A 26,289-nucleotide genomic window follows, 5' to 3' on the forward strand; every position below is an offset into this window, starting at 1 on the left:
AGTCCCTTGTGTGAATCCATCAGGTGAGCAAGCAATAAAATCGATAATCTGGAAAAAACATCGATGGCAAGAACTAGCATAGCCGCAGTAGCTATAGGCGCAATATTCGTATCAGGCCTGCTTGGCGCAAACGCGGCGCAGGCCGCGCAGATAAACGCGTTTTTGATACCAGAGCACGACGAGGGCTATGCCAAGTTCATGGGACTGAAGTTCATCCAGATAAAATACCCGCAAGGTAGCGACGTTGCAAACGTGTTTGACGGTGTGAACCAAAAGATCGAGTTCACAGTGCCGCTAACAGCAGAACAGTTGCAGCAGGTAAACAAGGCGCTTATTGAGAGCAACAGCCCTATGCAGCTTGCAAACGCAAACGTAACATACTCTGGCACCATCAGGGGCTCGCACGACACGCTCACCCTTGCGTACAGGACCGAGCTTGACGCGCTTGTGTCCGGATACGTCCTTAACCGGTCTGACAACAGCACGGAAACAATCCTTGTCGACTCGAACTGGCGCGGGTTTGTCATCGAAGGGCCGGTGATAGTGGATGCTGAACAGCATGGGCAGGTGAACGTGAACGAGCCCATTGGTTTGCTGCAGGCGGCGTTCCCCGAGTTTGCGCAGAAATTGATGGACGCAAACTCTGAAACAAAAGCGATAATGACAGAGCCTATACTTGACTTTGGCGACATCGGCAGGATGCCACTTGAAAGGTGGCACATACTCTTTGACCCGACTATAAGCCAGGCAAGCGTCAAGGGCGTGATAAACACCGACATCGGCAGGGCAAAGGTGCTCTCGGTCTACTCGCTTGGCGAGTGCAGCATAAGGGAAGGCTGCCCCGAGCCGAGGGAGGCAGACTCGACTGCGAGCATCGACGGCAGCGACCTGAGGGTGCACATCTCGACTCCCCAGCCAAACGCGCAGATAGAGATAGCAGGCTACACCACGCTTGAGACAAAGCCTGAAAACGGCGACCTGGAGGTGATAGGCGTCAACCTCGACCAGCAGGGCACAGTTGGTCCACCACTGTTCACGATGCAGGTGCTCCTCATACTGGGAGGGATGATGGGCGCAGTGGCGGTAATAGTGCTGTACAAGGCAAGGAAATAGGAAACAGTTAAACGCCAACTTTCCGTGGCTCTGGCTGTTGCAAGAGCCAAGCCCTCCGTGGCTGTTCCGCCTGCGCACAGGCAAGTTTGCGGCGTTTGTCGCCGTGTTCGTGGCGTTCAGCGTCATAGTCGCGTCCGGAGCGACAGCCGGCATAGACGACCCTGTGAACAGGTACGCGCAGTCGATACAGGGCAACCCAGCGCTTGACGTGCTCATGATAGCGATAACCACCACGGGCGACGTGAGCACGCTCTTTGTGTTTGCGATAATAATCACGATAATCAGGCGCACGCGCAAGGCAGGCATGATCTTTCTGATAGCAATAGTGGTGCTTGCAATAGTGACGATGTACATGAAGCCGTTTTTCGGGAGGGCCGTCCCGCCGTACGCCTTTGTCCCGGGCGTAGAACTTCCAGAGAATTTCAACATCGAGACTGACAGCCTTGCGCCTTTTGCGGCAGGCTTTTCGTACCCATCGGGGCACGCGTCCCGCGCAACCGCGCTTGCGTTCCTGGTCGGCTACTTGCTGTACAGAAAGGCGCGGTGGGCCGGCTATGCTGTCTGGGCTTTTCCGGTGATTATAGGGATTTCCCGCGTGTATGTGCAGCAGCACTACCCGATGGACGTCATTGGAGGATTCTTGATAGGAGTCGTCGTTTCGGCTGTTCTTGCAAACACGATGAAGATACAAGTGCCCTTCCAGATGTCGCGGTTCAAGGGAAAAGAGGACGAGCAGAAAGCGTAGAGGGAGGGAGGGGGGTCGTTTCCAGTGGAAAAGCCCCCGGAATTATTAGTTCTTTAATACTTGATAAATACAGGTTACTGAAGCGCGGCAGGAAATGGTCTAAGATACATTTCTTAAATAAATACCTGGCGTACTATCCTGTAGAAAAAGAAGGTGCCAGCTTTTTCGCTGGACTTTCACGGGATTCTGTAGTCTTTCTGCCTATGACCCGACCTACGGAGTGGTGCTGTACGACCAGTTGACCGTGAGGCTCTTTATCCCGTATGTCAGATCCTTGAAGTTCGACTGCGTGTTGGGCGACGCAGGCGCACCTGAGCTGGCTCCGCCCACAGCCTTGACTACCACGCATGCGTTTCCGCCCGTCACATTTATTCCGCCTCCCATGCCCGTGTTGACGGAGTGGTTTGACCATGTCACAGGGTTTGGAGAGGTCATTGAATTCTTTGACTGGGAGAACAGCAGGACCTGGGTGCTGGCATTCGTGCTCGGCAGAGTGTTGGGGGACGGACACGCCGCGCCGTTTATCCATGCGGTAACAACAATGTTCGATCCTTTGCTAGTATCGCTACTGCCATCCTGCAGCAGGCCAGTGATTTGCGCGCTGGCTGACGTGATTCTTACATTGTAGGCATTTGACGGCAGGGTGATCGGTGTGTAGACAGCCGCGGTGGCATAGATATCGGATCCGGTGCCTCCACGGTTCGCATACACTTTCACGTAATTGGAACCATAGCTTGCAGAGGTGTCTGTTTGTGTTGCGCTGTTGTAGCCGTACGTGAAGGAGGTGACCGTCCCTCCGGGCGCGTATGCGGGCTTTATTCCAAGGCTGATTGTTGCAAATACCAGCACTGCGACTGCAGGTATCAGCAAAATCATCTTTCGTCCGTTTACTTGAGTAGACATAAAGTCCCTTATTATGGAGACATTATATAGTTTATGATAATAGTTGGGATCTTCTATGACATTAGCATACTTTGGTATATTTATGAGCTTTATGCCCTTTTTATGATCCCGCATGCGTGAGTCATGCTGTGATAGCGAATGGATGCAGACAGCAGGGAGTTTCCGGCTTACCCTTTGACCAGTCACCGGTTTATCGAAAAGGCGCTCGGCGTGAACTCTAGGCCTTTTGTTCAAACCTGTCAAACATTTTGGAACTTGCCAATATCCAGCCGTAGTGCGACTCGTCGTGGACGTATCGCACCTCTCTCACTATGGGCACGATGTCGCGCTTGCGCAGCGTGAGAACAAACTCTCCCTGCATGGTCATGCCAAGTTTCTTTGCCCTGCTGTTTGACTTCTCGCTCCGGGGCAAGAGTATGCGAAAGCTGAACTCGTCCGCGCTTTTCTGGTAGGCGTCTGCCATCCTGTCTGCTGCAAGCCGGATTTCAGCAATCTCTTTCAGGTCGAATGTTTCCTGCACTGGAAAGCTCGCGTATTGCGACGTCATTACTTGTACTTGGCAAACGCTTCCTGCAGCATGCCGTGCAGTCGCTTGCTCCAGTCGGGGAACCCGCCCGGAGTTTCAGGGTAATCGTAATAGTGTTCCGTCAGTTTCTTGTTGATGTCTGCGCAGTAGCGCAGGTCGTCTGCAAGTTTCTTGTTCATTGCACCACGTATCATCATGCCCAGCTTGTCGACGGTGCTGAACTCGGGGTGCTCGCCTTTCGTTATCTTGTCGATGTCCATCTTTGAGAGGAAGTGCTTCATGCCGTAGTTTATCTGGTCGTTGGTCAAACCTTGCAGCATGCGCCTGAACACTTCGAGGCCTGCAGTCTTGTAGCCATAGTCGTTGATGAAGTGCTTGTTGTACTTCCAAAGCGACTTTTCAGAAGTGTCGTTTGCCTGTATCGCTTCGACTGCGTCTTTCCCTGCGATTGTCGCAGCGATGATCGCGGGCCCTATGCCTCCTGCGTCCAGCGGCTTTGGCATCCACGCCGAGTCGCCTACCAGCATGTAGCCGTTTGCGACCATGCAGTCGTTCTGGCGCCTGACAGAGACCTGCCACGTGCCCCAGGCGTTGCCGTCGTCCATCGCGCCGTCTGCAAGCGTCGGGTTCTTGATGACGGGGTTGAACTTGACGTACTCGTCTATGAGGGTGTGCAGGTTGGGGTGGACGCCCATTTCCTTGTTGCGGGCGTCAAAGGCTTTCTGCTGCACGCCAAGGCCGATGTTGACCTTGTTCTTGCCCTTGGGGAAGACCCAGCCGTAGCCTCCCGGCGCAAGCTTTTGATCTAAATGGATGATGCAGTAGTCTGGGTCAAAGAACGTCAAATCCTCATGGTCCTGCTCGAAATTGTAGATGTAGCGTCCGGTGGCTTCAAGGTCATCGCGGTCTATTCTGCGCTCGATGTGCGACTTTATCGGCAGGTTGGTGCGCAGGACTGAAGTCACGCCGGCGCAGTCAATGACGAGTTTTGCAGTTTTCTTGAACACTGTCTTGTTGTCCAAGTCGTCGCCCTCTACTCCTATCACCGTGTTATCCTCGACTATCAGCGACCTGAGTGCGACGCGCTCTTTGAACTCGACCCCCATCTTGCGGCAGTCCGCAAGCTGGCGCTGCGGGAGCATCTTGCGGTTCAGGATATACCCTTCCCCGTCAAATGAGACCTTTGTCTCGTGGTCAGGCGAAAACGCCACCACGCCCTTGACAGGGTGCTCTATCTCGGGCTTGCCCCAGCTGATGTGTATGCGCTCTGTCATGTAGTCGACGGTGTTCTTGCCCACTGCGTCGCCGCAGACCCAGCCCGATATGGTCTTCATGCCCTGCTGGGGAAACGCGTTCCTGTCGATTACGAGGATCTTCAGACTCTGCCGAGAGTAATACGCTGCCGATGTTGCAACTATCATGCCCGCAAGCCCGCCGCCTGCGATGATAATGTCATAATCACGCTGTCCGGACATGTACTGTTAGAGCGAACAGAGCCAAAACGCTATTTAAAGTGTTGGAGAAAAACTGACAGCATGAAGCCGTTCGTGTTCTTTGACCTCGGCCAGACGCTCGTATCCGAGTGGGACTTTATCGACCACTTTGATCGCAGGTTCCTCGAGGTGCTCAACGGCTTTGGGGCGCGGATAGACATGAGGAATTACCGCGCAGTCAGGGACAGCATAATCCGAGACCGCAAGATAGGCCACGGAAGCGTCAGGGACCTGGCAATAGAGATCTGCAAGGCGGTGCTCCCTGCAGGCTACGGCGAATCGGTGGTGCGCAGGATGGACCCTGCAGTCAAGGAGGGCAGGAAGACCCTTTTCCGCTTTGCAGAAGGCGCGGACCTTGTCATAAAGCGGCTGTTTGACAAGTATGATCTCGGGATAATCGCAAACCAGTCAGAAGACATCGTCGCGCTCTTGGAGTCCTCAGGGCTTGACAAATACTTTCAGGTAAAGACGATATCCGGGGCAGTCGGCCTGAGAAAGCCCGACCCCAAGATATTTGCGCTTGCCCTTAATGAGGCAGGGCGCGACGCCAGAGACTGCATAATGGTGGGCGACAGGCTTGACACTGACATCTGCCCCGCAAACAAATTAGGAATGAAGACTGTCAGGGTCACCGACTCGCTTTTTGCGCTGCAGGAGCCAAGGGAAGAATGCGAGCGCGCCATGATGACAGTTGCAAAGCTGACCGACGTGCCAGCTGCAATTGAAAAGCTGCTAGGCCATCTTTGAAAGGATGGCGTCCATTTCCTCTGCCGTCACCTTGGGTTTTCGAAACATCGAGTGCACAGGTCCTGCGCCGTCGCCGGCCTTCCGGGGTATGATGTGCACGTGGACGTGCGGCACCTCCTGCCCTGCGCCCCGCCCGTTGTGGACTGCTATGAGCGAAGCGGTTGTACCTGCCGCCGATTCGACTTTCTGCACAATCTCGTGTACAAGCGCAAAGACTGCCTCCGAGTCCTCCTTGCCCATGTCCTGCACCTTGACATGGTGCGCCTTTGGAACTACGAGTGTGTGGCCTGCGGCAAGCGGGAACGCGTCAAGAAACGCCATCGCCCGCTCGCTTTGCGCAATTATCCGGGCAGGCACCTTGCCCTGCACTATTTTGCAAAAGATGCAGTCCTGCATGGCCGGTCTAGCATCGCGGGAAGATATTAACCCGCCGGCGCAGGCTGCGGCGCAAGCCTTGCCAGCTTGGCCTTTGAAGCCACAAACTGCTCGGCGCCTTTTGCGTCCACCGACGGCGCGCCCTTCTTGCCAACCGTGCCTATGAACTCGGGTGCAAAGTGGTGCTGGGAAAGGTCCTGCGCGACGAGGTTCAGCACGTCGTTTGTCCCGACTATGACATGGCAGCCGTTCTGCGACGCTGTCGAGTTTTCAACCGCAAATTCCTTTGTGGCAAGCCTTGCTATCTCCTTGTCCCTTACAGGGATGCTGCTTACAGTTATCTGTGAATTTGCAAGCCCGGCCAGGTCTCCAAGCGCAAACAGGCCCCTTGCGCCCACTGGGTAGACAGCAGTAATGTGCGACTGCTTGTCAAATGGCGATCCGAACTCGGGGCAGTATTTTGCGATTATCTTGCCAAGCGCAAAGTGGGGCTCGCTCAGGCTCTTGAGCGCCTCGTCTCTTGCTGCTGTTATGCTTGACATGCTAACGCCTGCCTTCTCGAACTTGTCTGCGTTTTTCGGCTCCATGAGGGCCATCGCGTGCATGCTGATCGAAGCCAGGCCGCCGAACTTGTTTGTTATCATAACGCCCATGCCTTCTTCTATTTGGTCGTACCATGTTGGCATCTCCTTGTTTGTTATCGCAACCGCGCTCGTGCCGTAGAACAGCCGGCCCTTCTTGAGCGAGCTGTAATCTTCCATCGGCAGGTTGTGGCGCGCAGTTGCCGCGTCCAGGTTTTTCCGTATCATGTCAAGCATCTCTTCAGACGGCGCGTCGTATATCGGAAAGAACTTGTACTGCGACGGGTTGCCGCAGCCAAGCAGGTTGAGCCTCTCGACGGCGCCTGCAACCGCGATTTTCACGTGGACCTCGGCGTCAGGGCCTGCAGTCACGTCTGTCACCTGCGCAAAGGAGGTGAGTGCCGGCATGTGGCCGTCCTTGTTGCCCCGGTGCAGTGCGATGTAGTCAAAGAGCGCAAACTGCGCGTCCTGGTGCTCGGTGAGCGCTATTTGCGCGTTTGACACCGCCACCTTGGCGCTGAACGCTGACAGGAAATTGTGCAAAGTCTCGCCAAGCGCCTTTGGCGACTCGCCCGTGGTCGCATGGACGCGAAATAGCGCAAGGGCGCGCTTTACTTCCACTTCCTTGTCGACTGCAGGGCTTGCAAGCTCGTAGACGCGACGGGTCAGCTCGGGCTCCTTGCCCTCTATGTGCGGGTACGCGTCAAACCATGAAGGGGTTATCTTGACCGTGCTGCGCTTGACCTCTGCCAGCGCTTCCTTGAGCACCTGCGGGTCTACCTCTGCGGTGCATGAAGAGACCCACTTGAGCGGGTCAAAGCCCAGTTTCCTGTATTCCTTTATCATTTCCCAAAAATTATCTGCCAATCTCAATCTCCTCTAGCGAACACTATTCCAAAGCGAAGTAATACACAATATATAGAAAATAACTTGTTAATAAACAAATTTCTTGCACGCCTCGTGCTGAGAACAATCATTATAAGGCGATCGGAATCCACCTTTGTACATGAGGCTGACTGCGGCCCAAGTCGACCAGCTTGCCATGGAGTTTGAGAGCAAGTCCGCGCATGAGGTTTTAAAGTGGGCCCTTGACACTTTTGGCCCGAGGATAGGCCTTGCATCCAGTTTCGGCGCAGAGGACGTCGCTGTTATAGACATGATGGCAAAGATAGACAAGAACTCCAACGTGTTTACGCTTGACACCGGCCGGCTCAACCAGGAAACGTACGACGTGATGGACGACGTGCGCACCAGGTACGGCATAAAGATAAACGTGTTCTTCCCGGACCAGAAAGAGGTCGAGGAGATGGTCAAGAGCCTCGGCATGAACCTGATGTACGCTTCCGTGGAAAACCGCAAGCTGTGCTGCGAGATCCGCAAGGTACATCCGCTCAACAGGGCGCTTGCAAACCTCGACGGCTGGATAACCGGCCTCAGGCGCGACCAGGCGGCGACCAGGGCCGACACGAAAAAGATAGAGATTGACAATTCTCACGGCGGCATCATCAAGCTGAACCCGATAGCAGACTGGACTTCAGACCAGGTGTGGGACTATATCCGCAAGAACAACGTTCCGTACAACAAGCTGCACGACATGGGCTACCCGAGCATCGGGTGCGAGCCGTGCACCCGGCCGATAAAGATAGGAGAAGACCCGCGCGCCGGCAGGTGGTGGTGGGAGAGCGCCGCCAACAAGGAATGCGGCCTGCACTTTGACCCGACAAAGAAAAAGTGAAAGAGATGATAGCACCACACGGCGGCAGGCTCGTAAGCAGGTTTTCGACAGGCAGCCTCGACGGCATGGAGGCGATAGAGGTATCAAACGACCTGAGAAACGACATAGAGAACATCGCAGACGGCATCTTCAGCCCGCTTGAAGGCTTTGTCGGCCGCGATGACTTTGAGAGCATCGTGAAAAGAGGCAGGCTGAAAAGCGGGCTTGCCTGGACGGTGCCCATTGTGCTTGACGTCGACGAAAAGACCGCTTCGATGGCAAAGAATGCCGGACAAGTAGCGCTTGCAGTCGCAGGCGAAAAGTTTGCGTCGCTCAAAATAGATGAAGTGTACAGCTTTGACAAACTTGAATCTGCCAAGGCAATCTACGGCACGGGCGACACCAAGCACCCGGGCGTCAGCAAGATGGTGAACATGAAAGACCGCCTGCTTGCAGGGAAGATACAGGTGTCAAAGAAGATTGCAGACGGCCCGCTCCGAAAATACAGGATGACGCCGGCCCAGACAAGGGCAGAAATCGAAAAGCGCGGCTGGAAGACGGTAGTTGGATTTCAGACACGAAACGTCCCGCACGTGGCGCACGAGATGCTGCAAAAGGCGGCGCTCAACCTCTACGACGGGCTGTTTGTAAACCCGCTCATAGGCAAGAAAAAGCAGGGCGACTTCAAGGACGAGGTGATACTTGCTGCGTACGAGACGCTCATCGAGAACTATTACCCCAAGAACAGGGCCATGTTTGTCACGCTGCACACGGAAATGAGGTACGCCGGCCCCAAGGAGGCGATACACCACGCGATAATGAGGAAGAACTTTGGCTGCACGCATTTTATCGTAGGCCGCGACCACGCCGGCGTGGGCGACTATTACCACCCGTTTGCCGCGCACGAGATATTTGCCCACTACCCTGAGCTAGAGATACAGCCGGTGTTCTTTCCTGCTTTCTACTACTGCAAAAAGTGCCTTTCGTTTGCAAACGAGCGCAACTGCCCCCACGGTCCGGAATCGCGGGAAGAATTGAGCGGTACAAAGATGCGCAAGATGGTGAGCTCCGGCGAGATCCCGGCGCCACACCTGATGCGGCCCGAGATAGCAAAACTCATAGTCTCCTTCAAGGAGCCGTTTGTTCCCTGACAAGCGGGATTATTTTTTCAAGGATGAGCCGCTCGTGGTCTGACCTGTTGTCAAACGACACCATCAGGATGTGGCTCTCCGGGTCGCGCATGGGTATCGTGGCCCTCTTTACCTTCTCGTACATTGCAAAGGCGTAGACTGTCTTGCCGAGTTTCTGCTCAAGGGTCTGCCTGGTGCCCATGCGGATTATCGACTGCGTGACTGAAAGTTCCGATTCTTGCCTTGTCAAAAGCGGATCGAGCCCCTCACGGTATATCGAAGCCACGACCTTGCCAAACTTCGTGGCGATGCCTGCAAAGCGGATGCCCTCGTCGAGATCAAGGATCTCGCCGCAAAGCCTGGCAGCGTTCACGGGTATCTTGGTAGACATGACTAGATAATCAAGTTGTCGGTGAAAAAGAAGGGAAGGGGCTTAGAGCCCCGGTACGTCGTTTGTCGCGGAATTGTACGCCTTGGCCTCTGTGAAGAGCAGGAAGGTGAAGAACACCGGCTGCGTCGGGTTGTCCACCGACCACGGCGTCGACTGCGGCAGAGGCTCTGGCGCGTCCACTCCAAGCTTTTCAAGGAGCGCATAGTCTACCGGCGGGGGCGTTGTGAGCGACGGGTCGTCTGACATCGGCGTGAACGACTGCGCCTGCTCTGACGTCAGCGGGCCTATGCCGCCTGGAAGCTCCACACCACTTGGGATGTTGACGAGGAACAGGAGCACAACAAGTGGCGTGCCGTCGTTGTTCTGCATGTCAGAGAAGAACGCCTTCTCGTCGACTGCCTTTCCGACCATCAGGTGCATGAATATGTTCTCTGCAACCATCCTGCCTCCATCTGTCTCGTCGTAGACGTTTGCGTGTCCGTACAGCGCGACCTTGTTCCAGAACAGCGGCACGTCGGCCCTGTCGACCATCGAGTGGCCGTGCTGGTACTGGTCAAACGCCACGCCGTCTCCGGGTACGAGGAAGTCAGGCGTCCTTGTCGGCAGCGGTGTCTGCTCCGGGTCGTCGTTGTTCCACTTTGTGTCGACCATCTCGACGCGGTACTTGTGGCCCGCTACCTGGTGGTCGCCATAGGTGATGGGCGCGACGTAGGTGGCTACAAACCTGTTGTCTTCAGCGTCGCCGGCCTCCTTGAACACGCCCCTGAACGAGGCGTCCACCGGTGTCCCGCACGTGATGTCATTTCCACAGGCAAACGTGTCGTTAAAGAACGGGAATATGCCTCCCGGCCCGAACACGTTGGTCCTGCCGGCGTTCGGCTCGTACAGCGCTTTTCCGCCTGCAAACGCCTTGACGTAGGGCCTGTCGTTGGCGCCCTGCGCCTCGGCGTCGATTGTTGCTCTCTGTATGCCAATCGCCATGACGGCGGGCACCATCGCAACCAGCATGGCTGCAAAGACCGCGCCTATCAGGACGTTTGGCTTTATCTTGCCGTTTCCGTCTCGTAGGTTCATTGCGCGTGCATCGGCGGCAGCTATAAAGGATTTTTCCCCAATTCAGACCCAGTTTCTTCCCCAATCCCGGACAACTTTATATCTGCCGGCCGGAACAATCGACGCGGATGTTTCTTGCCGCCGGGCTTGCGGGACTCGCCGGACTGATAGCGTGGCCTTTCCTGCGCGCCGCCGGGCAGGCTGGCGGCGCAGGTGGCTACCTGGACCCGCGCTTTAAACGCGTGCTCTGGTACCTGATAGCAAGCTCGCGGGGCGGCGCAAACCGCGCCAAGATAATTGATCTTGTAAACAGCCGGCCGGCAAACGCAAACCAGATAGCGTCAGAATTGAAACTTGACTACAAGACGGTGCTCCACCACCTGAAGGTGCTCACCGAAAACGGCCTTATCATAACTGAAGACCGCGAAGCGTACGGCGCCACGTACTTTTTGACGCCGCTCATGGAAAAGAACTACCAGTCGTTCCAGGAGATACTTGCTAGGGTGAGAAGAGAATGACACTTGGGGCCAAATTGGGAAAAAGTAAATTAGGCAACGGGGAGGGCGGAAGCTAGATGGACTTTATGCTCGGCGCCGCTGCAGCCGCGCTGGCAAACATCGGGCTCCTTGGAGGCATAATAGCGATGTACATCCAGAGCCTCCGGCTCATCAAGTCGTATTTCACATGGGGGCTTGTGATAGTGGCCTCGCTTTTCATAGTCCAGAACGTGGTAATAGTCATCTTCTGGTCCAACCTCTACGCTGCCGGACCTGCGATCAAAAACATAGTGGACGCGGCCGCGCCGTACCTCTTTGCGATAAACATCGCCCAGTCCGGCGCGCTCGCGGTCCTCTTCTGGATCACAAGAAAATAGCTAGTGAGCCAGAAGCGGTGCCTCTGCTTCAGGGTACTGCACCATCAGCTCCGACATGTGCGTAAAGTGGCCGAGAAACTCCCTGCCCTTTTCAGTCGTGCCGTACACAGTGGTGCCGTCCTCGATGCGCTGCTCTAAGAGCCCCTTGTCCTGGAGCTCGCCCAGATAGTAGAGTATCTGTTCGTAGCTCAGGTTTGCCCTGTACATGATGTGTGTCTTCTTGATCCCAACCGTTGACAGGTTAAGGATGTCGGCCATTATCTCGATTTTTCCCCTGTTGTTTTTTCGTGCAGACATTACCCTAATAGATTGTTACAGATTATTTTAGGGGGAGGGTGGAATTCGCTTAGGAACGCCCGTTTCAGCGCCATTTCTTGGCGCAGCAGGTGCGTTCGGGGCTATTTCAAGTCGATTTGCGCTTCCGGGCCCTGTTATGCCTGTTTCAAAGAATCCCGAGGAGCTTCAGTCCCGGTCTTCAAGTATCTTTTTGGCGTCTTCCAGAATCCTGAGCGCCGAGTCAAGCGAAGCCTTGGCCGCGTCATAGTCTCCTTCCTCTATGGAAGCCCTGGCGCCGTTAATGAGCACAAACGAGGCGTTCACCTTTGCAAGCGCCCTTGGGACGCCGTCGGCCTGGCCGCGCAGCTCCTGCGCAGTGCTCTGCAGCCTGTCGGCCGCCGAAGTCAGGGACTGCGCCTGCGAGTCGCCGCCTTCAGCCTGCTGGATCAGTTTCTTGCGGGCCTCTTCGAGGAGCTGGTCTGCCGACTTTAACGACTCCTCGGCGCTGTCAGTCCTGTTTTCGCCGATGAGCTGCCGGGCGTCGCTCAAAAATCCGTCAATCCTGCTGAACTCCTCGTCCACCACGAGGTTGTTCTTGTCAGCAAGGTTTACGAGCTTGCCAAACAGATCTTGCAACCGGCCGAGCCATTCGTTTGCAGCAGAGACGCGGGTTTGCTCTTCCCTGACGTCGTCGGTCACAGCGCCCAGCCTGTCCGGCGAGAGCAGGTCGAGTGCTTCCCTGAAATACGCAAGGGCCTGCTCCCTGTGCTCGCCTGCGAACTCGACGTCCCCGCGCTCGACTCCCTGGAGGGTGAGCGAAGCCTCCGCCGCGCCCTTGCTGTAGGCCTCTGCGGCGCGCTCGGGTATCGCCAGGTTTGCGTCAAGCATTTCGCGCACCCGGGCGTTCACGACATCCTGCGCCTCAGTCACCGTCGACTTGATTGCGCGCAGCTCAAAGCTGTCTTCCACTTCCTGCTTGCCCCGCACTGCAAAAGAGGCGGACGTGGTCTCGTCGGCGTGAGCGGCAGTCACCTTGAAATCGCCCGCGCCGCAGTCCGTGATGTTCATGGGTCTCGAGACAAACGAGCCGTCTCGGAGTGGCCTGACGTTCTGCCTTGCGCATTCGTCCCCGCCGCTTGTTACTTTTACCAGCACGGGCCGCGGGTCGTCGGCGTCTGACACCGTGCCTGCCACCACCACGCGCTCGCCCTCTTCATAGACTCCCTTGCTCGTTGTAATGTAAAACGACTGGGCCTGCGCGGTGACTGCTGGCAGCGATGCAGCAATCGCTAGAGCAAGTACAATGCCGGCCGTCCTCGCCCACCCCATTTCCGCCGTTTATTACGGCCAGAGCTTATATCAGGAACTCTGAAACGGGCGTTCCGCATGGCCCGAAATGGAGCCGGGCTCTACGCGTGTCGTATATATTACTAGTCTGCGAAAATACACCTCGTGCCCGTTCCACGCACGCTTGTGGCCGTCTTTCTGACGCTTGTCGTGCTTGTACCGCTTGCAGCATACGCACAGGGCGACCAGGCCTACGACATTGTCAAGGGCGAGCGCAACGAAAGCTTTGTCCTGCCGTACGGGGCCGCAAACCACGATCGCAGGGACCCCGTGGTATACACCTTTGACCAGCCCATCGGCCAGAACTGGATAATGGGCGTGCAAAACACGCTGTCCTATACTACAAAGCAGGACGCCAAGGTGGTGATGGTGCTGCGCGAGCAGGCCCCGAGCGAAAAGTTCATCGAGATTTACATGTACGGCGGAGATGTCAGGAAATATGTCGTGAACGTGAACAGCCCGGAGATAGGCTACACCACCATCTACAGCAATGACGAGAGAGGATGGTCCACCGAGGGTCCTGTCGGAGTTACCCACGTGGAAAACCAGGGGCTTCTCATCTCTGACGGCCAGCGCGTCGTGGTCGACAAGCTGGACGTGAACGGCTTTAACCTTGCGTCTGTAGAGGTGTACGGAAACGACGAATCAGGACTGCCCGCAAACGCCTACGCAGGCGCGGTCTCTTTCAGCCTGGTGTTTGGAAGCATAGTCGGCACGCCCGTCTACTATTTGCCCGGCGCGATAATGGCCGGAGTCGGGGCGGTGATAGGCATACTGCTGATTGTCAAGAAGAGGAAGAAGTAGCGTAGTATCTGCAGGTTCTTTTCAGGTCGCAGGCCCTGCAGTTAGGCCTGACAGGCAGGCAGATGTTCTGGCCGTACATCACAAACGTGTCGTTCACCTTTGTCCACAGCTTTCTGTCGACTATTTTCAAAAGCTCCTGCTCGGTCTGCTCCGGCGTCTTTGTGCTAACGAGCCCCAGCCTGTTTGAGATGCGGTGCACGTGGACGTCTACTGGTATCGCAGGCTTGTCAAAGGCGTAGACAAGAACGCAGTTTGCGGTCTTGCGGCCGACTCCGGGCAGCTCTAGCAGCTTGTCGATGTCTGACGGGACCTTGCCTGCAAACTTGTCCACTATTTCCCGGGCGACCTGCTTTATCCTTGCGGCCTTGACATTGTAAAAGCCGATGCTGTGGATTATCTTTTTTATTTCGCGGATGTCTGCCTTTGCAAGGGCCTCCGGCGTATTGTAAACTGCAAACAGCCTGTTCACGACCTTGGTGGTGTTTTCGTCCCGGGACCTTGCGGACAGTATGGTGCCTACAAGTATCTTGAAGGGGTCGCCGTGCTCTTCCATCTGAAGCCCGCGCAGCGCGGTGAGCCGGGGCGGCTTTTCGCGGTGCAGAGTCTCCTCCATCTTTTTCAGTATAGCGCCCACGTCTGATGCCAAGAGCAGGAAAACTATCTCTGCCCTCGATATAATCTCACTCCTCCAATGGTTATTATAGTCATTTGCCAAAGGTGAGATCGTGGAACTTGACCGGGAGGAAGAGAGGGCGCTCCGTGGCGAAAAGGGCGAGGCGCTTGCCTCCGCTTACCGCATCCTTGCCGCAATAGGCGAGGCGACGGGCGCAAAAAAACTCGTTCCCGTAAAATGGGCGCATGTCTCCGGCGTCAACTACAACACGATTGGCGACGCAGGCGTCCAGTTCCTTGACAGCTTTAGCAGGGAGGCAAGGGTCGCAATAAGGACGACTGTCAACCCGATGGGCTACGACATGAACCATCCTGAAGGCATCTCTGAAAAATTTGCAGAAAAGCAGGCGAGCATAGTCAGGTCGTACGAGCGCATGGGCGTCGAGCCCTCCTTTACCTGCACTCCCTACGACGTGTTTGACATGCCCCGCAAGGGGACGCAGGTGAGCTTTGCAGAGAGCAATGCAGCTGTATTCTCAAACTCGCTCCTTGGTATAAAGACGAACAAAGAGTCAGCGCTCTCGGCGCTTGCAAGCTCTGTGACGGGCAAGGCGCCGCTCTCAGACCTCAGGCTCGACGAGGGCAGGAACCCAAATGTAAAGATCCAGGCAGACTTTGATTTCAAAAGCGAGCTTGACTTTGGCCTGCTCGGGTACTTTGCCGGCAAAAACGTCAAGGGCTCAAGCGTCGCGCTTGCAGGAGTTGATTCATTGTCGCGGCCGCAGGCAAAGGCGCTTTCAGCCGGCATAGGCACGTCCGGGTCGTGCGGCATGTTTACGCTTGGGAACCCCAAGGCAAAAGAAAAAATCTCTTTTGGAAAAGAAGAAGCAAGGAAGATAAAAGACGAACTGTCGACTGCCGACGACGGCGACGTCATCACTTTTGGCAGCCCGCAGCTCAACATCGAAGAGCTGAACACGCTCGCGAACCTGACTGAAGGCAAAAAGTTCAAGAAAAGGTGCATGATTTTCTGCTCGAGGGCGATTCACAACCAGGCAGTCAAGATAGGGCTTGCCGGCAGGCTCGAAAAAGCGGGCGGCGAGTTCATGTGCGACTCGTGCACCTGCCTCACGCCTTATGTCAGCAAGGAAAACTATGACTCGGTTATAACAAGCAGCGTCAAGGCGGCCTACTACATGAACAGCTCAAACAAGGTCGGCGTCGCGCTCAAGGACATGAAGACCATAGTGAAGGAGTACACGCAATGAAGATCTCAGGCTGCAGGAAAATAGTCGGGGGCTCAGGCGAAGGCGCGGCGCTTGTCAGCTCGCAGCCGATAAACTTTCTTGCGATGGTCGACGCAAAGACGGGCAGGATAACTGACGAAAAGCATGAGCTGTTCGGCAGGTCCCTGAAAGACACGGTCTTGGTGTTCCCAAACGCGATTGGGAGCAGCGTCGGCGCGTACGTCTTTTACTCGCTGAGAGAATCAGGAACTGCTCCGGCGGCAATTGTCTGCACAAAGGCCGACATCACAACAGCGTCTGGCTGCGCAATAGCAAGGATACCTGTAGTGGACCTGCCTGCGAAAAAGCCCATCTCTTCAATCAAGGGCGGGACGCGCGTCAGGGTGGACGCAGACAGCGGCACGATAGACTCCAATCGACAGATTTAAACAGAAGAAGCAGAGAAAAGCTTGCAGTGAACAAGTTTGTATACGCGGCCGCAGGTGGCATCGCTGTCGCGGCCGTTGCGGTGTTTTTCCTTCTCGGGCCGGGGCTTGCGCTTCCAGGCCCGCAGGAGCGGCCGCAGGTGCAGGTGCTCCCGCCTGTAGTGTCGGTTACCGACGTGACCGTGACGGGAGTCGAGGGCGACGAGGCGCAGCTGCAGGTCAAGTTTGCAGTGAGCAACCCCAACCCTAGGTCGATGTACATAGAGGCCATCCAGTACGACTTGTTCATCGATAACAGGCAGGTGACGCAGGGCCAGTGGGGAGACATAGCCGAGGGGTTCGTGGTGGGCTCGCAGGGGCTGCTGATAGTCTCGCAGGGGTCGTCGCCCATACCGGCAGTCACGACGACTGTTGAAAGAAACGACCAGATAGCGCAAGAGTGGGACAGCATGGTCGACGGCTCTGCCACTTACACGATAACCGGCACGTCGGCGTACAGGCTGACCCAGGCAAACCTGGAGACCTCCGCGCTGGAAGAGACGTTCAGCGTGACATTTCCATAAGATTTTATGATAATATCACTTTGTGGAATATGCCATACCAATAAGGATAATAAGTTTGGAAAAAAACGCATCGGCATGGCGGAAACAGCAGCTGCAATGATATTCGGTACGACGATCGGCGTGTTCATCTTCCTCGCTGCGATCCTCTTCGGGTCAAGGGCGAGGCGGTACAGCGGCGGATACACGTCAGCCGTGGAAAGCCACGGCGGCTGATCTTTTTTACTTGGCCTTCAGCTTGCCGAAAAGGTCGGCCAGGAGGTCCCCGCTTCCTTCTTTTACCTTTTCCCTTGCATAGCAGCGTGAATAATACTTGCAGCTGGTGCAAAGGTCAGAGGGCTCGACTATGGGCACCTTGTTCTCTTTTAAAAGCGTGCTGAGCACCCTTGCGCGCCTGACTATCTCTTCAAACATCTTGTTGTTCCTGGTTATCGAAAACTCGGTGGTCTTGCCGTCGCCGGTCATGTATATGAGCATCCCGTCCTGCTTGCCAAGCGCAAACAGGCACGCGTTGAGGTAGAGCATGTGCCTCGGGTGCGGGACCTCGGGAAGCTCCGGAACCACCTCGAAGCGGACGACAAACTCGTCTGCTATTACCATGTCTGCGTCCACCTGCAGTGCCAGGCTGTCTGCCTTGTACTCGCCACGTACGTTGCTCAGGGCCTTGCGCATGCCGTGCGAAAGAAGGATCGACATCTTTGTCGCGTTGTCGACCGGCAGCGGGTCACGGCGCTCATAGTAGGCAAGCCGGGTGCAGAGCGCGGCCTCTATCGCGTGGATGCGGTCAGGGTTTGCCCTGTCTACCTTGACGTTCAGGTCCTGGTACAACCTGTCAAAAGTCTTTTCGATTATCTCGCGCAGGTTGCGGTCTCCAAGCATCCTGCGCGCTGTACCACCCGGCGGTATATATTGTTGTGCGGGAGCTAGTTCAGCCCGGGTCTTGCTTCCAGGACCGCTTTAATTGTAATTTCATGACCTGCCCTGTCGACTGAGAGCGTCACGCTGTCTCCGACTGCCTTTTGCTCTTCCAGGTACGTTATCAGATTCTCCATCCTCTTTGCGGAATGGCCGTCAATTGCAGTAATGATGTCGCCCTTCTCTGAAATGTTGCCTGCCCTGTCCACCGTCGTTCCCCTGATGCCCGCCTTGTCCGCAGGTCCGCCCTGCATAACGGTGTTCACTAGGATGCCCTTGTAGTTCTTTTCAAGCCCGAGCTCCCGGGCAAGGTCGGGGTTGATGCTGGCGCCTGATATCCCAAGCCACGGGTGGTCGTACGAGCCTTCCTTTGCTAGCACCGGCACTATGCGGTTCACGGTGTTGGACGGGATTGCAAAGCCCACGCCTGCAAAGTCGCCGGTGCTTGAGCGGATTGCAGTGTTGACGCCCACCACCTCGCCTTTTGTGTTAAGGAGCGGCCCGCCCGAGTTGCCAGGGTTTATCGCCGCGTCTGTCTGGATGACGTTTGGTATCGAAAAGCCCGAGCTCTCGTTTGGAAGCAGCCTGCCAAGCTGGCTTATGATGCCGGCAGTCATCGTGTTGCTAAGGCCAAAAGGGTTGCCTATTGCTATCACCGGCTCGCCTATTGCGACCTTTGACGAATCGGCCATCTTTAGCGGCTCAAGCGTCTCGGCCATTCTGTCGGTTATTTCGAGCACCGCAAGGTCGCTGTACGCGTCCCTGCCGAGCACCTCTGCAGAGTATGTGTTGCCGTCGGTGAACGTCACCTCTACTTCGCTTGCCCCGTCGACGACGTGGTTGTTGGTCACTATGTGGCCTTCTGTATCGTAGACAAAGCCCGAGCCAAGGACAGTCGACTGACTTTCAAGCGGCATGCCGTTTATGATGATGTTGCTGTTGACAGAAGATACCCTGGCTGTTATCTGGACCACCGAGTTTTCAACCTGGTTATAGATTGCAGTCAGGTCGTTTGCCTGGACTGCAGTCTGCTGTTCAGCCTGCGCCGTTGCCTGCATGTTTGCCTGCGGCAGGTCAGGCTGCGAGACGGCAGGTTGCGAGAGATATGATGTGATGCCAGAACCAAGAAGAGCTCCAAGTGCCATGGCTGCTGCAACAAGTATTGCGCTTGAACGCGGTACGGCCATGACTGTCGTATCGACGGTTGCAAATAATGCCTTACGTAACATAGTTAAGCAAGACATTATCAGCGTCATGCCCAAAGCGCCTGCATGCAAGAGGACAGATGGCGTAATGGGATGTAGGGGGATTTGTCCAAGCTACAGGGCGTACAGGTCCGAGGGGCCGAGCAGGTACGCGTGCGGACAAAAGCGCTGCCAGATATGCGACCTTTTCCTGAAATGCGACGGCAACCTCTGCCCGTGCTGCGGCTACAGGCTCAGGACCAAGCCGCGGGGCACAAAGTACAAGGAAAAGATGAGGGCGATGAAGGTCGCGCCGAGCGTCCGTTAACCATGTTAAGCCATTTTTTTAATACCGTGGCTGCCAGCTTCATGCTGCTAACCCAAAAGCTCGGGCCCTGTTCCGGGCGCCGCCTCTTCCTCTCGTCCACGGGCAGGGCCCGATTTCAAAATCCAGCAGCTATCGGGTCTTCCGGCTTTATCAGCTCGCGCAAAAGAGTCGTGGCGTACGAGCCTTTCGGAAGCTTGAACGACACGCGCAATGGATTTTGTGAAAAGGCAAGGTCCCTGCACCATAGCGGCGCCTGGCGGAAGCCTCCCTGCTGGCTGAGCTCCTGCATCTCCTTTATGTAAAAGTCCCTTGCAGCCACACCCTCCTGCTCTAAAAGCCCCTTGGTAATAGTTTCAAACCTGCCCTTGCCAGGCTGGAAGGTGTAGCCGGCCATCCGCACCGCCGGGACCATCTGCTTGCCCGAAGCGCTGAATTTCATCACCCTGCCAAACGTGAAGGGCCCTTCCATCTCAAAGCAGAGGTCTCCTTCCTCCGGGCTTGTCACGTCGTGCCCCTGCGCGATTGCAAGGCTCAGGCACCGGTTGAAGAGAAACGACTGGTAGGCCTGCACAAAGAGCCGGCGGATTGTTATCGGTATCGCCCTGAGCGCCGCGACCGGTTCTTTGCCGTCTGCCAGCGCGGCAAGCAGCTGCCGCTCGATGTCCATGCCGCGGGGCATCTCCTTCAGTGCGCGGCGATAGTTTGCAGGATCCTCGCATTTTTTCCTGATCTCCCTGCTTGACTCCGAGTCGTATTCTGTGGTGTAACACAGCAACAGCCTAACGGCGCCGGCAAAGTTCCGCTTCACAATCTCTCTGCCTGCCAGGTGCGTGACCATCCGCTCGCTCCCGAACCTCTGGAGGCCGTAAAAGTTGGCTATTTTGCCCGCCTCCCGCGCAAAGCCGCCGATGCTGCTTCCGGCGCCGTGGATTGTTATCTCAAACTCGTTGCCTGCAAGCGACTCCCTGCCGATGGGCTTTTTCGTAAAGCCTTTGAGCGAGAGCAGGGTGTGCTGGGTTTCGAGCCTCTTGGGAGGGTCCTTCCACGCGTGGCTTGCGCCGGCGTACTGCGTGGTCGCCGCCTTGGCGTCCTTTATCCCCATAACGCGCAGCCGGAGCCTGTGGACGCGCTCTATTTCCATCAGCGCGTGGTTCGAGTCCACGCCTTCCTTTTCAAGGACGTAGAGAGGGTAGCGGTGCGCGCCACCGAACGCGGGCGATATGCCTGCAAGGAGCGAGTCGTCCACAAGCTCTGACACCCTGAACCCCTCGCTTTTCTGCTTTATCGAGCCTCCGGTCCCGGCAAAGTCCGTGCAGTAGCACTCCATCCCTGCCATGCGGTCTATCTCGGGCACGGGCTTCAACAGCTCTGCATGGGCCGGCCCTGCTTATCTTTGTAACTTAATATCTGGAAGCCTGGTGAACGCAGGCATGGCTTACTGGCTTTTCAAGCAAGAGCCTTCGACGTACAGCTACTCGCAGCTTGAGAAAGATGGAAAAACTGTGTGGGACGGCGTCGCAAACAACCTGGCGCTGAAGCACCTGCGCGCCGCAAGAAAGGGCGACAGGGCCATATTCTACCACACAGGCGACGAAAAGCGGGCGGTAGGGATAATGGACATAGTGTCTGATCCGTACCCGGACCCCAAGGACAAGTCGCTTGTGATAGTCGACGTCAAGCCTGCCGGCAGGCTGGAAAAGCCGGTGACGCTTGAGCAGGTAAAGGCGGACCCCGCGTTTGCAGGCTGGGAGCTCGTGCGGATATCAAGGCTGTCGGTGATGCCCGTCCCGGAAAAGCTCTGGGACAGGATAATGAAGATGTCCAAGTATAAATAAGGTCTGGGGCTCTGTAAGTACGTGACTCCAAAGAGGCAGGTTGCAATAATGGTGGGGGTCTTTTCCGCGCTCGGGGTCGGCGTGAGCGTCGGGATAATCGCCTTTGGAGGAGGCTTTTCTGGGGGAGGCAACCTGTTCAACCCGCCGACAGCGGCCGACATCTATGTAGTCGGCGCCCAGGTGACAGACGGCATGGAGCTTGGCTACACACTCACCGGCATGGGGCCTGCCACGTCGCTTGAGGACGCGGACGTCTCTATAGCGTTTGACAGGCAGGGCGACTCGTGGCTGACTACCTTTAACATAGTAAACGGTACAGGAGCGCGCTCTGACTTTGACCTCCTGCTTTCTTCCCAGCTTACAAAGGAAGGGCAGCCGGACGAGGAAGCAAAGCCGTTCCTTGAGCCGGTCGAGTCGTCGATACTTGCCATCCGTGACATGGACTACGGCGGGCGCGACAAGTACCTCGTGGTCGGCGCCCCGTGGAACACGATATTCTACTCTTCTTCTTCGATTGTGGTGCGCGTGACTGCGCAGGAGACGGTCCAGACGCAAGCCGGCACGTTTGACGCGTTCTTGCTGAGCTACAAGCTTGGTGAAAAGACAAGCAGCATCTGGGTCGTAAAGGACCTGCCGCTTCCAGTCAAGGCAGAGGTCTACGACCCGTCAGACCAGCTGCTGTACCAGTACGAGCTTGTCAGCCTGAGCCGGTAAAGTACACGTTTTCCATAAGCCAGTCGGCGTATTTGCGGACGCTCTCGTCTGCCCTGCACCAGAGGTGTATCGAGCCCGGCAGTATCTCGAGCCTGCCATCTGGCATGACGACCTTGACGCCCTCCTTTCCCTCGTACATGTAGGCGTCCTGCGCCTTTGCGCCTGCCAGCATCTCCTCCGCCTTTTTCTTTATCTGCTCGCGGGGGACTGGAAACTGCTTGCGCCACTTGTCGACGACGATGCCGATGTTTTCCATGCCGTACGAGTCCACGTCAGATATCTTGGAAGGCACAGGAAAGTGCAATTGCAGGTTGACGCCGTGCCTTGAGCCCACAAACAGCGCCAGCTCGTTCACCTTCTGGTACGCGGCGTGCGGGTTCTTTTTTGCTATCGCAAAAAACGCGTCGCGGTTTTGCGCCACGTTTGAGCGGAAGTCGTCCATGAGGGCGGAGAACGTCGTCGCCAACGCATGAGTAGCGCGCACGGGGGCCTAATTAGGGTGACTTTATTATACCGCCCACGCGGAGTCTTGCCTGTGACAAGGTCGGAGCAGCTTTTCGGCCGGGCAGGCAGGGTCATCCCCGGAGGCGTCAACAGCCCTGTGCGCTTTTACGAGCCGTACCCGTTCTTTGCGGCGTCGGCAAGGGGCAGCAAGCTGGTAACAGCCGACCACAGGACGCTTGTCGACTATTGCATGGGCTACGGCGCGCTCCTGCTCGGGCACGCCTACTCTGCGGTGGCAGACGCCGCAAAAACACAGATAGACAAGGGGACGCTGTACTGCGTGCCCACAGAGCGCGAGGTCAAGCTGGCAGAGATGATAACAAAGATGGTGCCCTGCGCCGAGATGGTCCGGCTTGTGAACACGGGCTCGGAAGCGACGATGCACGCCATCAGGCTTGCAAGGGCGTTTACAAAGAGAAAAGATGTGATAAAGTTCGACGGCGGTTACCACGGCGCGCACGACTATGTGCTTGCAAAGGCCGGCTCGGGCGCGGCAAGCGTGCCTGCGTCAGAGGGCGTCTTGGAAGAGGCGTCGGCGCACACTTCGGTGGTCCCGTACAACGACGCGCCGGCGCTAGAGCGCGCAATTGAAAAAACAAGGCCGGCGTGCGTCATAATAGAGCCGGTTCTTGCAAACATCGGGCTCGTCCTGCCTGACAAGGGCTACCTGTCAGACGTGCGCAAGATAACGCAGCAAAACGACGTGGTTCTTATATTCGATGAAGTTGTTACAGGGTTCCGCCTTGCCCCCGGCGGCGCAGGCGAGTTCTTTGGGATAAAGCCGGACCTGGCTACGTTTGCAAAGGCGCTTGGCAGCGGCTTTCCCATCGCAGCAATCGCGGGAAGAAAAGAGATAATGAAGCAGCTTGCGCCTGCCGGCGCAGTCTACCAGGCAAGCACGTTTGCGGGCAACCCGGTTTCAGTATCGGCTGCTATAGCAGCACTCGATGTCTTGGCATCGGGCAAGGATGCGATTTACCCGCAGGTCGCCCGGACCTGCGACAGCATAGTGGAGGGCATCGAGGAGGAGATCGAGGACACAGGCGGGCTTGACTGCACGATAAACTCGATAGGCTCGATGTTCCAGATATTTTTCACAAAGGACAAGGTGCGCGACGAGGCAAGCGCCAAGAAGGCTGACTCTGCAAAATTCAGAAAATTGTTTGACGAGCTTTTGAAACGCAACGTGTTCATACCGCCGTCGCAGTTTGAGACGTGCTTTGTCTCGTACGCCCATGAGGAGGACGACGTGGACAAGACAGTCGAGGCGTACGGCGAGGCGTTCAAGAAGATAAAGGAACAGAAATGAAGAAAATCAGGGTAGGCACGAGGGGCAGCAGGCTGGCGGTAGCCCAGACAGAGCTTGCGCTTGGCGCGCTCAGGAAGGCCCGGCCGGGAACAGAGTTTGAGATAGTGACGATAAGCACCAAGGGCGACGTGGACAAGAGGCCGCTTTTCACGATGGACGAAAAGGGCATCTTTGAAAAGGAGGTCAACGAGGCCGTGAGAAACGGCGACGTCGACTTTGCGGTGCACAGCCTCAAGGACGTCCCGTCGGACCTGTCGCAGGAGCTGGTTGTCGCCTGCATACCCAAGAGGGCGAGCCCCAACGACGTGCTGGTAAACGACAAGGGCCAGAAGCTGAGCGAGCTTGCAGCAGGCTCTGTTGTCGGCACGAGCAGCCTGCGAAGGGCGGTACAGCTGATGAAAACAAGGCCCGACCTGAAGGTCAAGCCCATCCGCGGCAATGTTGAAACCCGGGTGAAAAAGGTGATCTCAGGCGAGTACGACGCAGTCGTGCTTGCAGAGGCGGGCCTGACAAGGATAGGCATGAAGGACGTGATAGTGGAGCGGTTCAGGGTGGACGAGTTCGTGCCGGCGCCCGGCCAGGGCGCGATAGCCATCGTCTGCAGGCGCGACGACACCAAGACTGCAGAGATGCTCAGAAGCATCGAAGACCCTGTATCACGGGCCGAGATAACCGCCGAGAGAGCCCTCATCGAAAAGGTCGAGGGTGGGTGCAGGTTCCCGCTTGGCGCGGTCGCTGTAGCAAGAGACGACAGGATAACGCTCTATGCAAGCGTCTTTTCAGCCGACGGCGCAAAGAACATCAGGACAAAGACCACAGGGAGCGCGAAAAATCCTGACAAGCTCGGCACCAAAGTTGCCGACGACCTGCTGGCGCAGGGAGCAGCAGAGCTTGCCGAAGGGTGGCGAAAGGCTGTGGAGGAGTGGAACAAAAAGGCGTGAAAGGTATAGTATACATCTGCGGCGCAGGCCCCGGCGACCCCAAGCTGATGACTGTCAGGGCGACGGAGCTCTTGAAAACCTGCAACGTGATTCTTTATGACAGGCTTGTCGGGCAGGAGATAATCGACCAGATACCCGGGACTGCCGAGAAAGTATATGTGGGCAGGGCAGTCGGCGACCCGACCACGCACCAGAAACGCACCAACGAGCTGATGGCAAAATACGCCCTCAAGGGCAAGAGCGTCCTCAGGCTCAAAGGCGGCGACCCGTTCATCTTTGGCAGGGGCGCCGAGGAGGCAGAATACCTGCTAAAGCGCGGAATAAAATTCGAGATAGTGCCGGGCATAACGTCTGCTATAGCAGGTCCGGCGTACGCGGGGATACCGCTCACTCACAGGCGCTACTCGCCGTCTGTCGCCATAGTCACGGGCCACGAGGGCGTTGACAACAAAGGAGAGGCATCTGTAAACTGGAAAAAGCTGCCGGGTGCTGTCGACACCATAGTCGTCATGATGGGAATCGGCCAGCTTGAGCAGATATCACGCGACCTGAAAAAGGGCGGCATGAAGCCGCGGACAAGGGTGGCGATAATCGAAAACGGCACGACTGACAGGCAGCGCGTTTTTACCGCGACGCTTGCGACTGCCGCAAAGGTGGCGAAGGAAAACGATGTCAGGCCGCCGGCCATAGTCGTTATCGGCAACGTCGCCTCGCTTCATGACAAGATAGCGTGGTTCAGGGGTGGCACTGGTGCCAGGCCTGCGAAATAGGACCATAGCGATAACGAGGAGCAGGCAAGACGCACGCGAGTTTTTCGAGCTTGTGGAGGCACAAGCAGGCAAGGCTGTCGCCATACCTGCAATCGAGATAGTCCCGGCAGACAGAAAGGTCGCGGTGCGGTTTCTGGAATTGCTGCAAAAGAAAAAGCACGACTATTGCGCGTTCATGAGCGCGCAGGCAGTCAGGATACTGTTCGACCTTGCCGGTACAAAAGCCGCGGACATCCTGAAGCAGACTTTAATCATAGCTGTCGGCCCAAAGACAAGGGAGGAACTTGAAAAGCACGACGTCAGGGCAGACATGATGCCTGCCAGATTCTCGTCAATAGGCCTGGTGGAAATGATGTCAAAAAGCAAGCCTGCAGGCAAAAAGATAATCATACCGCGCTCAGGCGAGGCAAACGACTTTGCCGCAAAGGCGCTGTCGGAGCTTGGCATGAAGGTAGACGAGGTCTTTCTCTACAAAACACGCACGGCAGGGGTGACAGAAGAGTGGAAGGAATTTGGCGGCATGCTGGAGCAGAAAAAGATTGACGCCGTAGTGTTTACGAGCGCCTCAAACGTAAGGGGGTTCTTTCAGATAATGAAAAAGATGCGCAAAAAGCTTCCAGAAAGCGTCAGCGCGATCTCGATAGGTCCCTTCACGACTGCCGAGCTTGCAAAGAAAGGAGTCAGGTGCCACGAAGCAAAAGACCATACGATAAAGGGAACCGTCGATGCGGCAAAGAGGCTGTTTACGAGCCGAGCGTAAGGACCAGCTTCACGACTGCAAAGACTATGATGGCCGCACCGCCTGCAGCGGCGAGCAGGAACTTTTTCTTTGCCGGTGCCATGCGCTTTCTCTTGCGCCGGTTCATTAAAAGC

General features: G+C 56.3%; 34 protein-coding genes. 19 read left to right on the forward strand and 15 right to left on the reverse strand.

Annotated elements, in window-relative coordinates; all coding sequences use genetic code 11:
• Positions 1-63: 63 nt before the first annotated feature.
• Together HXY31_RS09980 and HXY31_RS09985 are read left to right on the forward strand one after the other, a co-directional pair.
• Complete coding sequence (locus HXY31_RS09980; protein ID WP_292642587.1) at positions 64-1,113, forward strand: hypothetical protein; 1,050 nt, start codon at positions 64-66, stop codon at positions 1,111-1,113.
• Between the two features lie 37 nt (positions 1,114-1,150).
• Positions 1,151-1,858, forward strand: a complete 708-nt coding sequence (locus HXY31_RS09985; protein WP_292642588.1) for a phosphatase PAP2 family protein — start codon at positions 1,151-1,153, stop codon at positions 1,856-1,858.
• Positions 1,859-2,071: 213 nt separating this feature from the next.
• Here the strand turns inward: HXY31_RS09985 and HXY31_RS09990 are convergent, their stop codons facing one another.
• From HXY31_RS09990 to HXY31_RS10000, 3 genes are all read right to left on the reverse strand, one after another.
• Positions 2,072-2,761 (reverse strand): hypothetical protein, encoded by a 690-nt coding sequence (locus tag HXY31_RS09990; protein WP_292642590.1) that lies wholly within the window; start codon positions 2,759-2,761, stop codon positions 2,072-2,074.
• Positions 2,762-2,978: 217 nt separating this feature from the next.
• On the reverse strand, positions 2,979-3,281 hold the full coding sequence (locus HXY31_RS09995; RefSeq protein WP_292642592.1) for a hypothetical protein: 303 nt from the start codon (positions 3,279-3,281) through the stop codon (positions 2,979-2,981).
• Between the two features lie 26 nt (positions 3,282-3,307).
• Positions 3,308-4,762, reverse strand: coding sequence for an NAD(P)/FAD-dependent oxidoreductase (locus HXY31_RS10000; RefSeq protein ID WP_292642594.1), 1,455 nt, complete (start codon positions 4,760-4,762; stop codon positions 3,308-3,310).
• Between the two features lie 60 nt (positions 4,763-4,822).
• Here HXY31_RS10000 and HXY31_RS10005 point away from each other — a divergent pair, with 60 nt between their 5' ends.
• Positions 4,823-5,527, forward strand: coding sequence for an HAD family hydrolase (locus HXY31_RS10005; protein ID WP_292642596.1), 705 nt, complete (start codon positions 4,823-4,825; stop codon positions 5,525-5,527).
• On the opposite strand, the gene HXY31_RS10010 is transcribed toward HXY31_RS10005, so the two are convergent.
• Together HXY31_RS10010 and HXY31_RS10015 are read right to left on the reverse strand one after the other, a co-directional pair.
• Positions 5,513-5,923 (reverse strand): HIT family protein, encoded by a 411-nt coding sequence (locus tag HXY31_RS10010; protein ID WP_292642598.1) that lies wholly within the window; start codon positions 5,921-5,923, stop codon positions 5,513-5,515. The genes HXY31_RS10005 and HXY31_RS10010 overlap by 15 nt on opposite strands.
• A 26-nt stretch (positions 5,924-5,949) precedes the next feature.
• A complete protein-coding gene (locus tag HXY31_RS10015) occupies positions 5,950-7,329 on the reverse strand; it encodes a SelD-related putative sulfur metabolism protein (protein WP_292642600.1) in 1,380 nt (459 codons plus the stop codon).
• Between the two features lie 160 nt (positions 7,330-7,489).
• Here HXY31_RS10015 and HXY31_RS10020 point away from each other — a divergent pair, with 160 nt between their 5' ends.
• Both HXY31_RS10020 and sat read left to right on the forward strand, forming a co-directional pair.
• Positions 7,490-8,218, forward strand: a complete 729-nt coding sequence (locus HXY31_RS10020) for a phosphoadenylyl-sulfate reductase (RefSeq protein WP_292642602.1) — start codon at positions 7,490-7,492, stop codon at positions 8,216-8,218.
• A gap of 5 nt (positions 8,219-8,223) precedes the next feature.
• Complete coding sequence (gene sat, locus HXY31_RS10025; RefSeq protein ID WP_292642604.1) at positions 8,224-9,348, forward strand: sulfate adenylyltransferase; 1,125 nt, start codon at positions 8,224-8,226, stop codon at positions 9,346-9,348.
• Here the strand turns inward: sat and HXY31_RS10030 are convergent.
• A complete protein-coding gene (locus HXY31_RS10030; RefSeq protein ID WP_292642606.1) occupies positions 9,326-9,718 on the reverse strand; it encodes a hypothetical protein in 393 nt (130 codons plus the stop codon). The two genes, sat and HXY31_RS10030, sit on opposite strands and share 23 nt — an antisense overlap.
• A 42-nt stretch (positions 9,719-9,760) precedes the next feature.
• Positions 9,761-10,792 carry a hypothetical protein gene (locus HXY31_RS10035; protein WP_292642608.1) on the reverse strand — a complete coding sequence of 344 codons (1,032 nt, stop codon included), beginning with the start codon at positions 10,790-10,792 and terminating at the stop codon, positions 9,761-9,763.
• A gap of 107 nt (positions 10,793-10,899) precedes the next feature.
• Here HXY31_RS10035 and HXY31_RS10040 point away from each other — a divergent pair, with 107 nt between their 5' ends.
• Both HXY31_RS10040 and HXY31_RS10045 read left to right on the forward strand, forming a co-directional pair.
• Positions 10,900-11,289, forward strand: coding sequence for a winged helix-turn-helix domain-containing protein (locus tag HXY31_RS10040; RefSeq protein WP_292642610.1), 390 nt, complete (start codon positions 10,900-10,902; stop codon positions 11,287-11,289).
• A gap of 56 nt (positions 11,290-11,345) precedes the next feature.
• Positions 11,346-11,645, forward strand: coding sequence for a hypothetical protein (locus HXY31_RS10045; RefSeq protein ID WP_292642612.1), 300 nt, complete (start codon positions 11,346-11,348; stop codon positions 11,643-11,645).
• Here the strand turns inward: HXY31_RS10045 and HXY31_RS10050 are convergent, their stop codons facing one another.
• Entirely contained in the window at positions 11,646-11,942 is a 297-nt protein-coding gene (locus HXY31_RS10050) for a winged helix-turn-helix domain-containing protein (RefSeq protein WP_292642614.1), read from the reverse strand. It lies immediately after the preceding gene.
• Between the two features lie 165 nt (positions 11,943-12,107).
• Positions 12,108-13,250 carry a hypothetical protein gene (locus HXY31_RS10055; RefSeq protein ID WP_292642616.1) on the reverse strand — a complete coding sequence of 381 codons (1,143 nt, stop codon included), beginning with the start codon at positions 13,248-13,250 and terminating at the stop codon, positions 12,108-12,110.
• 123 nt (positions 13,251-13,373) lie between these two features.
• On the opposite strand from HXY31_RS10055, the gene HXY31_RS10060 reads away from it, so the two are divergent.
• Positions 13,374-14,072 (forward strand): hypothetical protein, encoded by a 699-nt coding sequence (locus tag HXY31_RS10060; protein WP_292642618.1) that lies wholly within the window; start codon positions 13,374-13,376, stop codon positions 14,070-14,072.
• Here the strand turns inward: HXY31_RS10060 and nth are convergent.
• Complete coding sequence (gene nth, locus HXY31_RS10065; RefSeq protein WP_366933097.1) at positions 14,053-14,706, reverse strand: endonuclease III; 654 nt, start codon at positions 14,704-14,706, stop codon at positions 14,053-14,055. The two genes, HXY31_RS10060 and nth, sit on opposite strands and share 20 nt — an antisense overlap.
• Positions 14,707-14,797: 91 nt before the next feature.
• Here nth and HXY31_RS10070 point away from each other — a divergent pair, with 91 nt between their 5' ends.
• From HXY31_RS10070 to HXY31_RS10085, 4 genes are all read left to right on the forward strand, one after another.
• Positions 14,798-15,952 (forward strand): aconitase X catalytic domain-containing protein, encoded by a 1,155-nt coding sequence (locus HXY31_RS10070; protein WP_292642622.1) that lies wholly within the window; start codon positions 14,798-14,800, stop codon positions 15,950-15,952.
• On the forward strand, positions 15,949-16,359 hold the full coding sequence (locus tag HXY31_RS10075; RefSeq protein ID WP_292642624.1) for a DUF126 domain-containing protein: 411 nt from the start codon (positions 15,949-15,951) through the stop codon (positions 16,357-16,359). Before HXY31_RS10070 ends, HXY31_RS10075 begins: the two co-directional genes overlap by 4 nt.
• Positions 16,360-16,385: 26 nt before the next feature.
• The gene (locus tag HXY31_RS10080) at positions 16,386-16,919 is read left to right on the forward strand and encodes an LEA type 2 family protein (RefSeq protein WP_292642626.1); all 534 of its coding nucleotides are present in this window, start codon (positions 16,386-16,388) and stop codon (positions 16,917-16,919) included.
• Between the two features lie 75 nt (positions 16,920-16,994).
• The gene (locus HXY31_RS10085) at positions 16,995-17,132 is read left to right on the forward strand and encodes a hypothetical protein (RefSeq protein ID WP_292642627.1); all 138 of its coding nucleotides are present in this window, start codon (positions 16,995-16,997) and stop codon (positions 17,130-17,132) included.
• A 6-nt stretch (positions 17,133-17,138) separates the two neighbouring features.
• On the opposite strand, the gene HXY31_RS10090 is transcribed toward HXY31_RS10085, so the two are convergent.
• Together HXY31_RS10090 and HXY31_RS10095 are read right to left on the reverse strand one after the other, a co-directional pair.
• The gene (locus HXY31_RS10090; RefSeq protein WP_292642629.1) at positions 17,139-17,795 is read right to left on the reverse strand and encodes a hypothetical protein; all 657 of its coding nucleotides are present in this window, start codon (positions 17,793-17,795) and stop codon (positions 17,139-17,141) included.
• A gap of 44 nt (positions 17,796-17,839) precedes the next feature.
• Positions 17,840-19,018: a trypsin-like peptidase domain-containing protein gene (locus HXY31_RS10095; RefSeq protein ID WP_292642631.1), complete on the reverse strand. Its 1,179-nt coding sequence runs from the start codon at positions 19,016-19,018 to the stop codon at positions 17,840-17,842.
• Positions 19,019-19,124: 106 nt separating this feature from the next.
• Between HXY31_RS10095 and HXY31_RS10100 the strand changes: the two genes are divergently transcribed.
• Positions 19,125-19,343, forward strand: a complete 219-nt coding sequence (locus HXY31_RS10100) for a hypothetical protein (protein ID WP_292642633.1) — start codon at positions 19,125-19,127, stop codon at positions 19,341-19,343.
• Positions 19,344-19,458: 115 nt separating this feature from the next.
• On the opposite strand, the gene HXY31_RS10105 is transcribed toward HXY31_RS10100, so the two are convergent.
• On the reverse strand, positions 19,459-20,697 hold the full coding sequence (locus HXY31_RS10105; protein ID WP_292642883.1) for a tRNA pseudouridine(13) synthase TruD: 1,239 nt from the start codon (positions 20,695-20,697) through the stop codon (positions 19,459-19,461).
• A gap of 76 nt (positions 20,698-20,773) precedes the next feature.
• Between HXY31_RS10105 and HXY31_RS10110 the strand changes: the two genes are divergently transcribed.
• Positions 20,774-21,178, forward strand: coding sequence for an EVE domain-containing protein (locus HXY31_RS10110; protein WP_292642635.1), 405 nt, complete (start codon positions 20,774-20,776; stop codon positions 21,176-21,178).
• Between the two features lie 21 nt (positions 21,179-21,199).
• Entirely contained in the window at positions 21,200-21,892 is a 693-nt protein-coding gene (locus HXY31_RS10115; RefSeq protein WP_292642637.1) for a hypothetical protein, read from the forward strand.
• On the opposite strand, the gene HXY31_RS10120 is transcribed toward HXY31_RS10115, so the two are convergent.
• A complete protein-coding gene (locus HXY31_RS10120; protein ID WP_292642639.1) occupies positions 21,876-22,358 on the reverse strand; it encodes a hypothetical protein in 483 nt (160 codons plus the stop codon). The genes HXY31_RS10115 and HXY31_RS10120 overlap by 17 nt on opposite strands.
• 69 nt (positions 22,359-22,427) lie before the next feature.
• Here HXY31_RS10120 and HXY31_RS10125 point away from each other — a divergent pair, with 69 nt between their 5' ends.
• From HXY31_RS10125 to HXY31_RS10140, 4 genes are read left to right on the forward strand one after another with little or no spacing between them, the layout of a single operon-like run.
• Entirely contained in the window at positions 22,428-23,705 is a 1,278-nt protein-coding gene (locus tag HXY31_RS10125; protein WP_292642640.1) for an aspartate aminotransferase family protein, read from the forward strand.
• Positions 23,702-24,646: a hydroxymethylbilane synthase gene (gene hemC / locus HXY31_RS10130; RefSeq protein ID WP_292642642.1), complete on the forward strand. Its 945-nt coding sequence runs from the start codon at positions 23,702-23,704 to the stop codon at positions 24,644-24,646. The genes HXY31_RS10125 and hemC overlap by 4 nt, the downstream gene beginning before the upstream one ends.
• Positions 24,643-25,416: a uroporphyrinogen-III C-methyltransferase gene (gene cobA, locus HXY31_RS10135; protein WP_292642644.1), complete on the forward strand. Its 774-nt coding sequence runs from the start codon at positions 24,643-24,645 to the stop codon at positions 25,414-25,416. Before hemC ends, cobA begins: the two co-directional genes overlap by 4 nt.
• Positions 25,388-26,176, forward strand: a complete 789-nt coding sequence (locus HXY31_RS10140; RefSeq protein ID WP_292642646.1) for a uroporphyrinogen-III synthase — start codon at positions 25,388-25,390, stop codon at positions 26,174-26,176. The genes cobA and HXY31_RS10140 overlap by 29 nt, the downstream gene beginning before the upstream one ends.
• On the opposite strand, the gene HXY31_RS10145 is transcribed toward HXY31_RS10140, so the two are convergent.
• Positions 26,160-26,282: a hypothetical protein gene (locus tag HXY31_RS10145; protein ID WP_292642648.1), complete on the reverse strand. Its 123-nt coding sequence runs from the start codon at positions 26,280-26,282 to the stop codon at positions 26,160-26,162. The two genes, HXY31_RS10140 and HXY31_RS10145, sit on opposite strands and share 17 nt — an antisense overlap.
• Positions 26,283-26,289 lie beyond the last annotated feature (7 nt).

Origin of the sequence: Nitrososphaera sp., from assembly GCF_013388945.1 — an archaeon.
Classification (GTDB): Archaea; Thermoproteota; Nitrososphaeria; order Nitrososphaerales; family Nitrososphaeraceae; genus Nitrososphaera.

What these genes read in the sequence shown, in the direction of transcription:
- HXY31_RS09980 (WP_292642587.1), top strand. Translation starts at nt 64, where the DNA reads ATGGCAAGAACTAGCATAGCCGCAGTAGCTATAGGCGCAATATTCGTA.
- HXY31_RS09990 (WP_292642590.1), bottom strand. Translation starts at nt 2,761, where the DNA reads ATGTCTACTCAAGTAAACGGACGAAAGATGATTTTGCTGATACCTGCA.
- HXY31_RS10000 (WP_292642594.1), bottom strand. Translation starts at nt 4,762, where the DNA reads ATGTCCGGACAGCGTGATTATGACATTATCATCGCAGGCGGCGGGCTT.
- HXY31_RS10005 (WP_292642596.1), top strand. Translation starts at nt 4,823, where the DNA reads ATGAAGCCGTTCGTGTTCTTTGACCTCGGCCAGACGCTCGTATCCGAG.
- HXY31_RS10010 (WP_292642598.1), bottom strand. Translation starts at nt 5,923, where the DNA reads ATGCAGGACTGCATCTTTTGCAAAATAGTGCAGGGCAAGGTGCCTGCC.
- HXY31_RS10015 (WP_292642600.1), bottom strand. Translation starts at nt 7,329, where the DNA reads ATGATAAAGGAATACAGGAAACTGGGCTTTGACCCGCTCAAGTGGGTC.
- HXY31_RS10020 (WP_292642602.1), top strand. Translation starts at nt 7,490, where the DNA reads ATGAGGCTGACTGCGGCCCAAGTCGACCAGCTTGCCATGGAGTTTGAG.
- sat (WP_292642604.1), top strand. Translation starts at nt 8,224, where the DNA reads ATGATAGCACCACACGGCGGCAGGCTCGTAAGCAGGTTTTCGACAGGC.
- HXY31_RS10030 (WP_292642606.1), bottom strand. Translation starts at nt 9,718, where the DNA reads ATGTCTACCAAGATACCCGTGAACGCTGCCAGGCTTTGCGGCGAGATC.
- HXY31_RS10035 (WP_292642608.1), bottom strand. Translation starts at nt 10,792, where the DNA reads ATGAACCTACGAGACGGAAACGGCAAGATAAAGCCAAACGTCCTGATA.
- HXY31_RS10040 (WP_292642610.1), top strand. Translation starts at nt 10,900, where the DNA reads ATGTTTCTTGCCGCCGGGCTTGCGGGACTCGCCGGACTGATAGCGTGG.
- HXY31_RS10045 (WP_292642612.1), top strand. Translation starts at nt 11,346, where the DNA reads ATGGACTTTATGCTCGGCGCCGCTGCAGCCGCGCTGGCAAACATCGGG.
- HXY31_RS10050 (WP_292642614.1), bottom strand. Translation starts at nt 11,942, where the DNA reads ATGTCTGCACGAAAAAACAACAGGGGAAAAATCGAGATAATGGCCGAC.
- HXY31_RS10055 (WP_292642616.1), bottom strand. Translation starts at nt 13,250, where the DNA reads ATGGGGTGGGCGAGGACGGCCGGCATTGTACTTGCTCTAGCGATTGCT.
- HXY31_RS10075 (WP_292642624.1), top strand. Translation starts at nt 15,949, where the DNA reads ATGAAGATCTCAGGCTGCAGGAAAATAGTCGGGGGCTCAGGCGAAGGC.
- HXY31_RS10085 (WP_292642627.1), top strand. Translation starts at nt 16,995, where the DNA reads ATGGCGGAAACAGCAGCTGCAATGATATTCGGTACGACGATCGGCGTG.
- HXY31_RS10090 (WP_292642629.1), bottom strand. Translation starts at nt 17,795, where the DNA reads ATGCTTGGAGACCGCAACCTGCGCGAGATAATCGAAAAGACTTTTGAC.
- HXY31_RS10095 (WP_292642631.1), bottom strand. Translation starts at nt 19,018, where the DNA reads ATGGCCGTACCGCGTTCAAGCGCAATACTTGTTGCAGCAGCCATGGCA.
- HXY31_RS10100 (WP_292642633.1), top strand. Translation starts at nt 19,125, where the DNA reads ATGGGATGTAGGGGGATTTGTCCAAGCTACAGGGCGTACAGGTCCGAG.
- HXY31_RS10110 (WP_292642635.1), top strand. Translation starts at nt 20,774, where the DNA reads ATGGCTTACTGGCTTTTCAAGCAAGAGCCTTCGACGTACAGCTACTCG.
- hemC (WP_292642642.1), top strand. Translation starts at nt 23,702, where the DNA reads ATGAAGAAAATCAGGGTAGGCACGAGGGGCAGCAGGCTGGCGGTAGCC.
- HXY31_RS10145 (WP_292642648.1), bottom strand. Translation starts at nt 26,282, where the DNA reads ATGAACCGGCGCAAGAGAAAGCGCATGGCACCGGCAAAGAAAAAGTTC.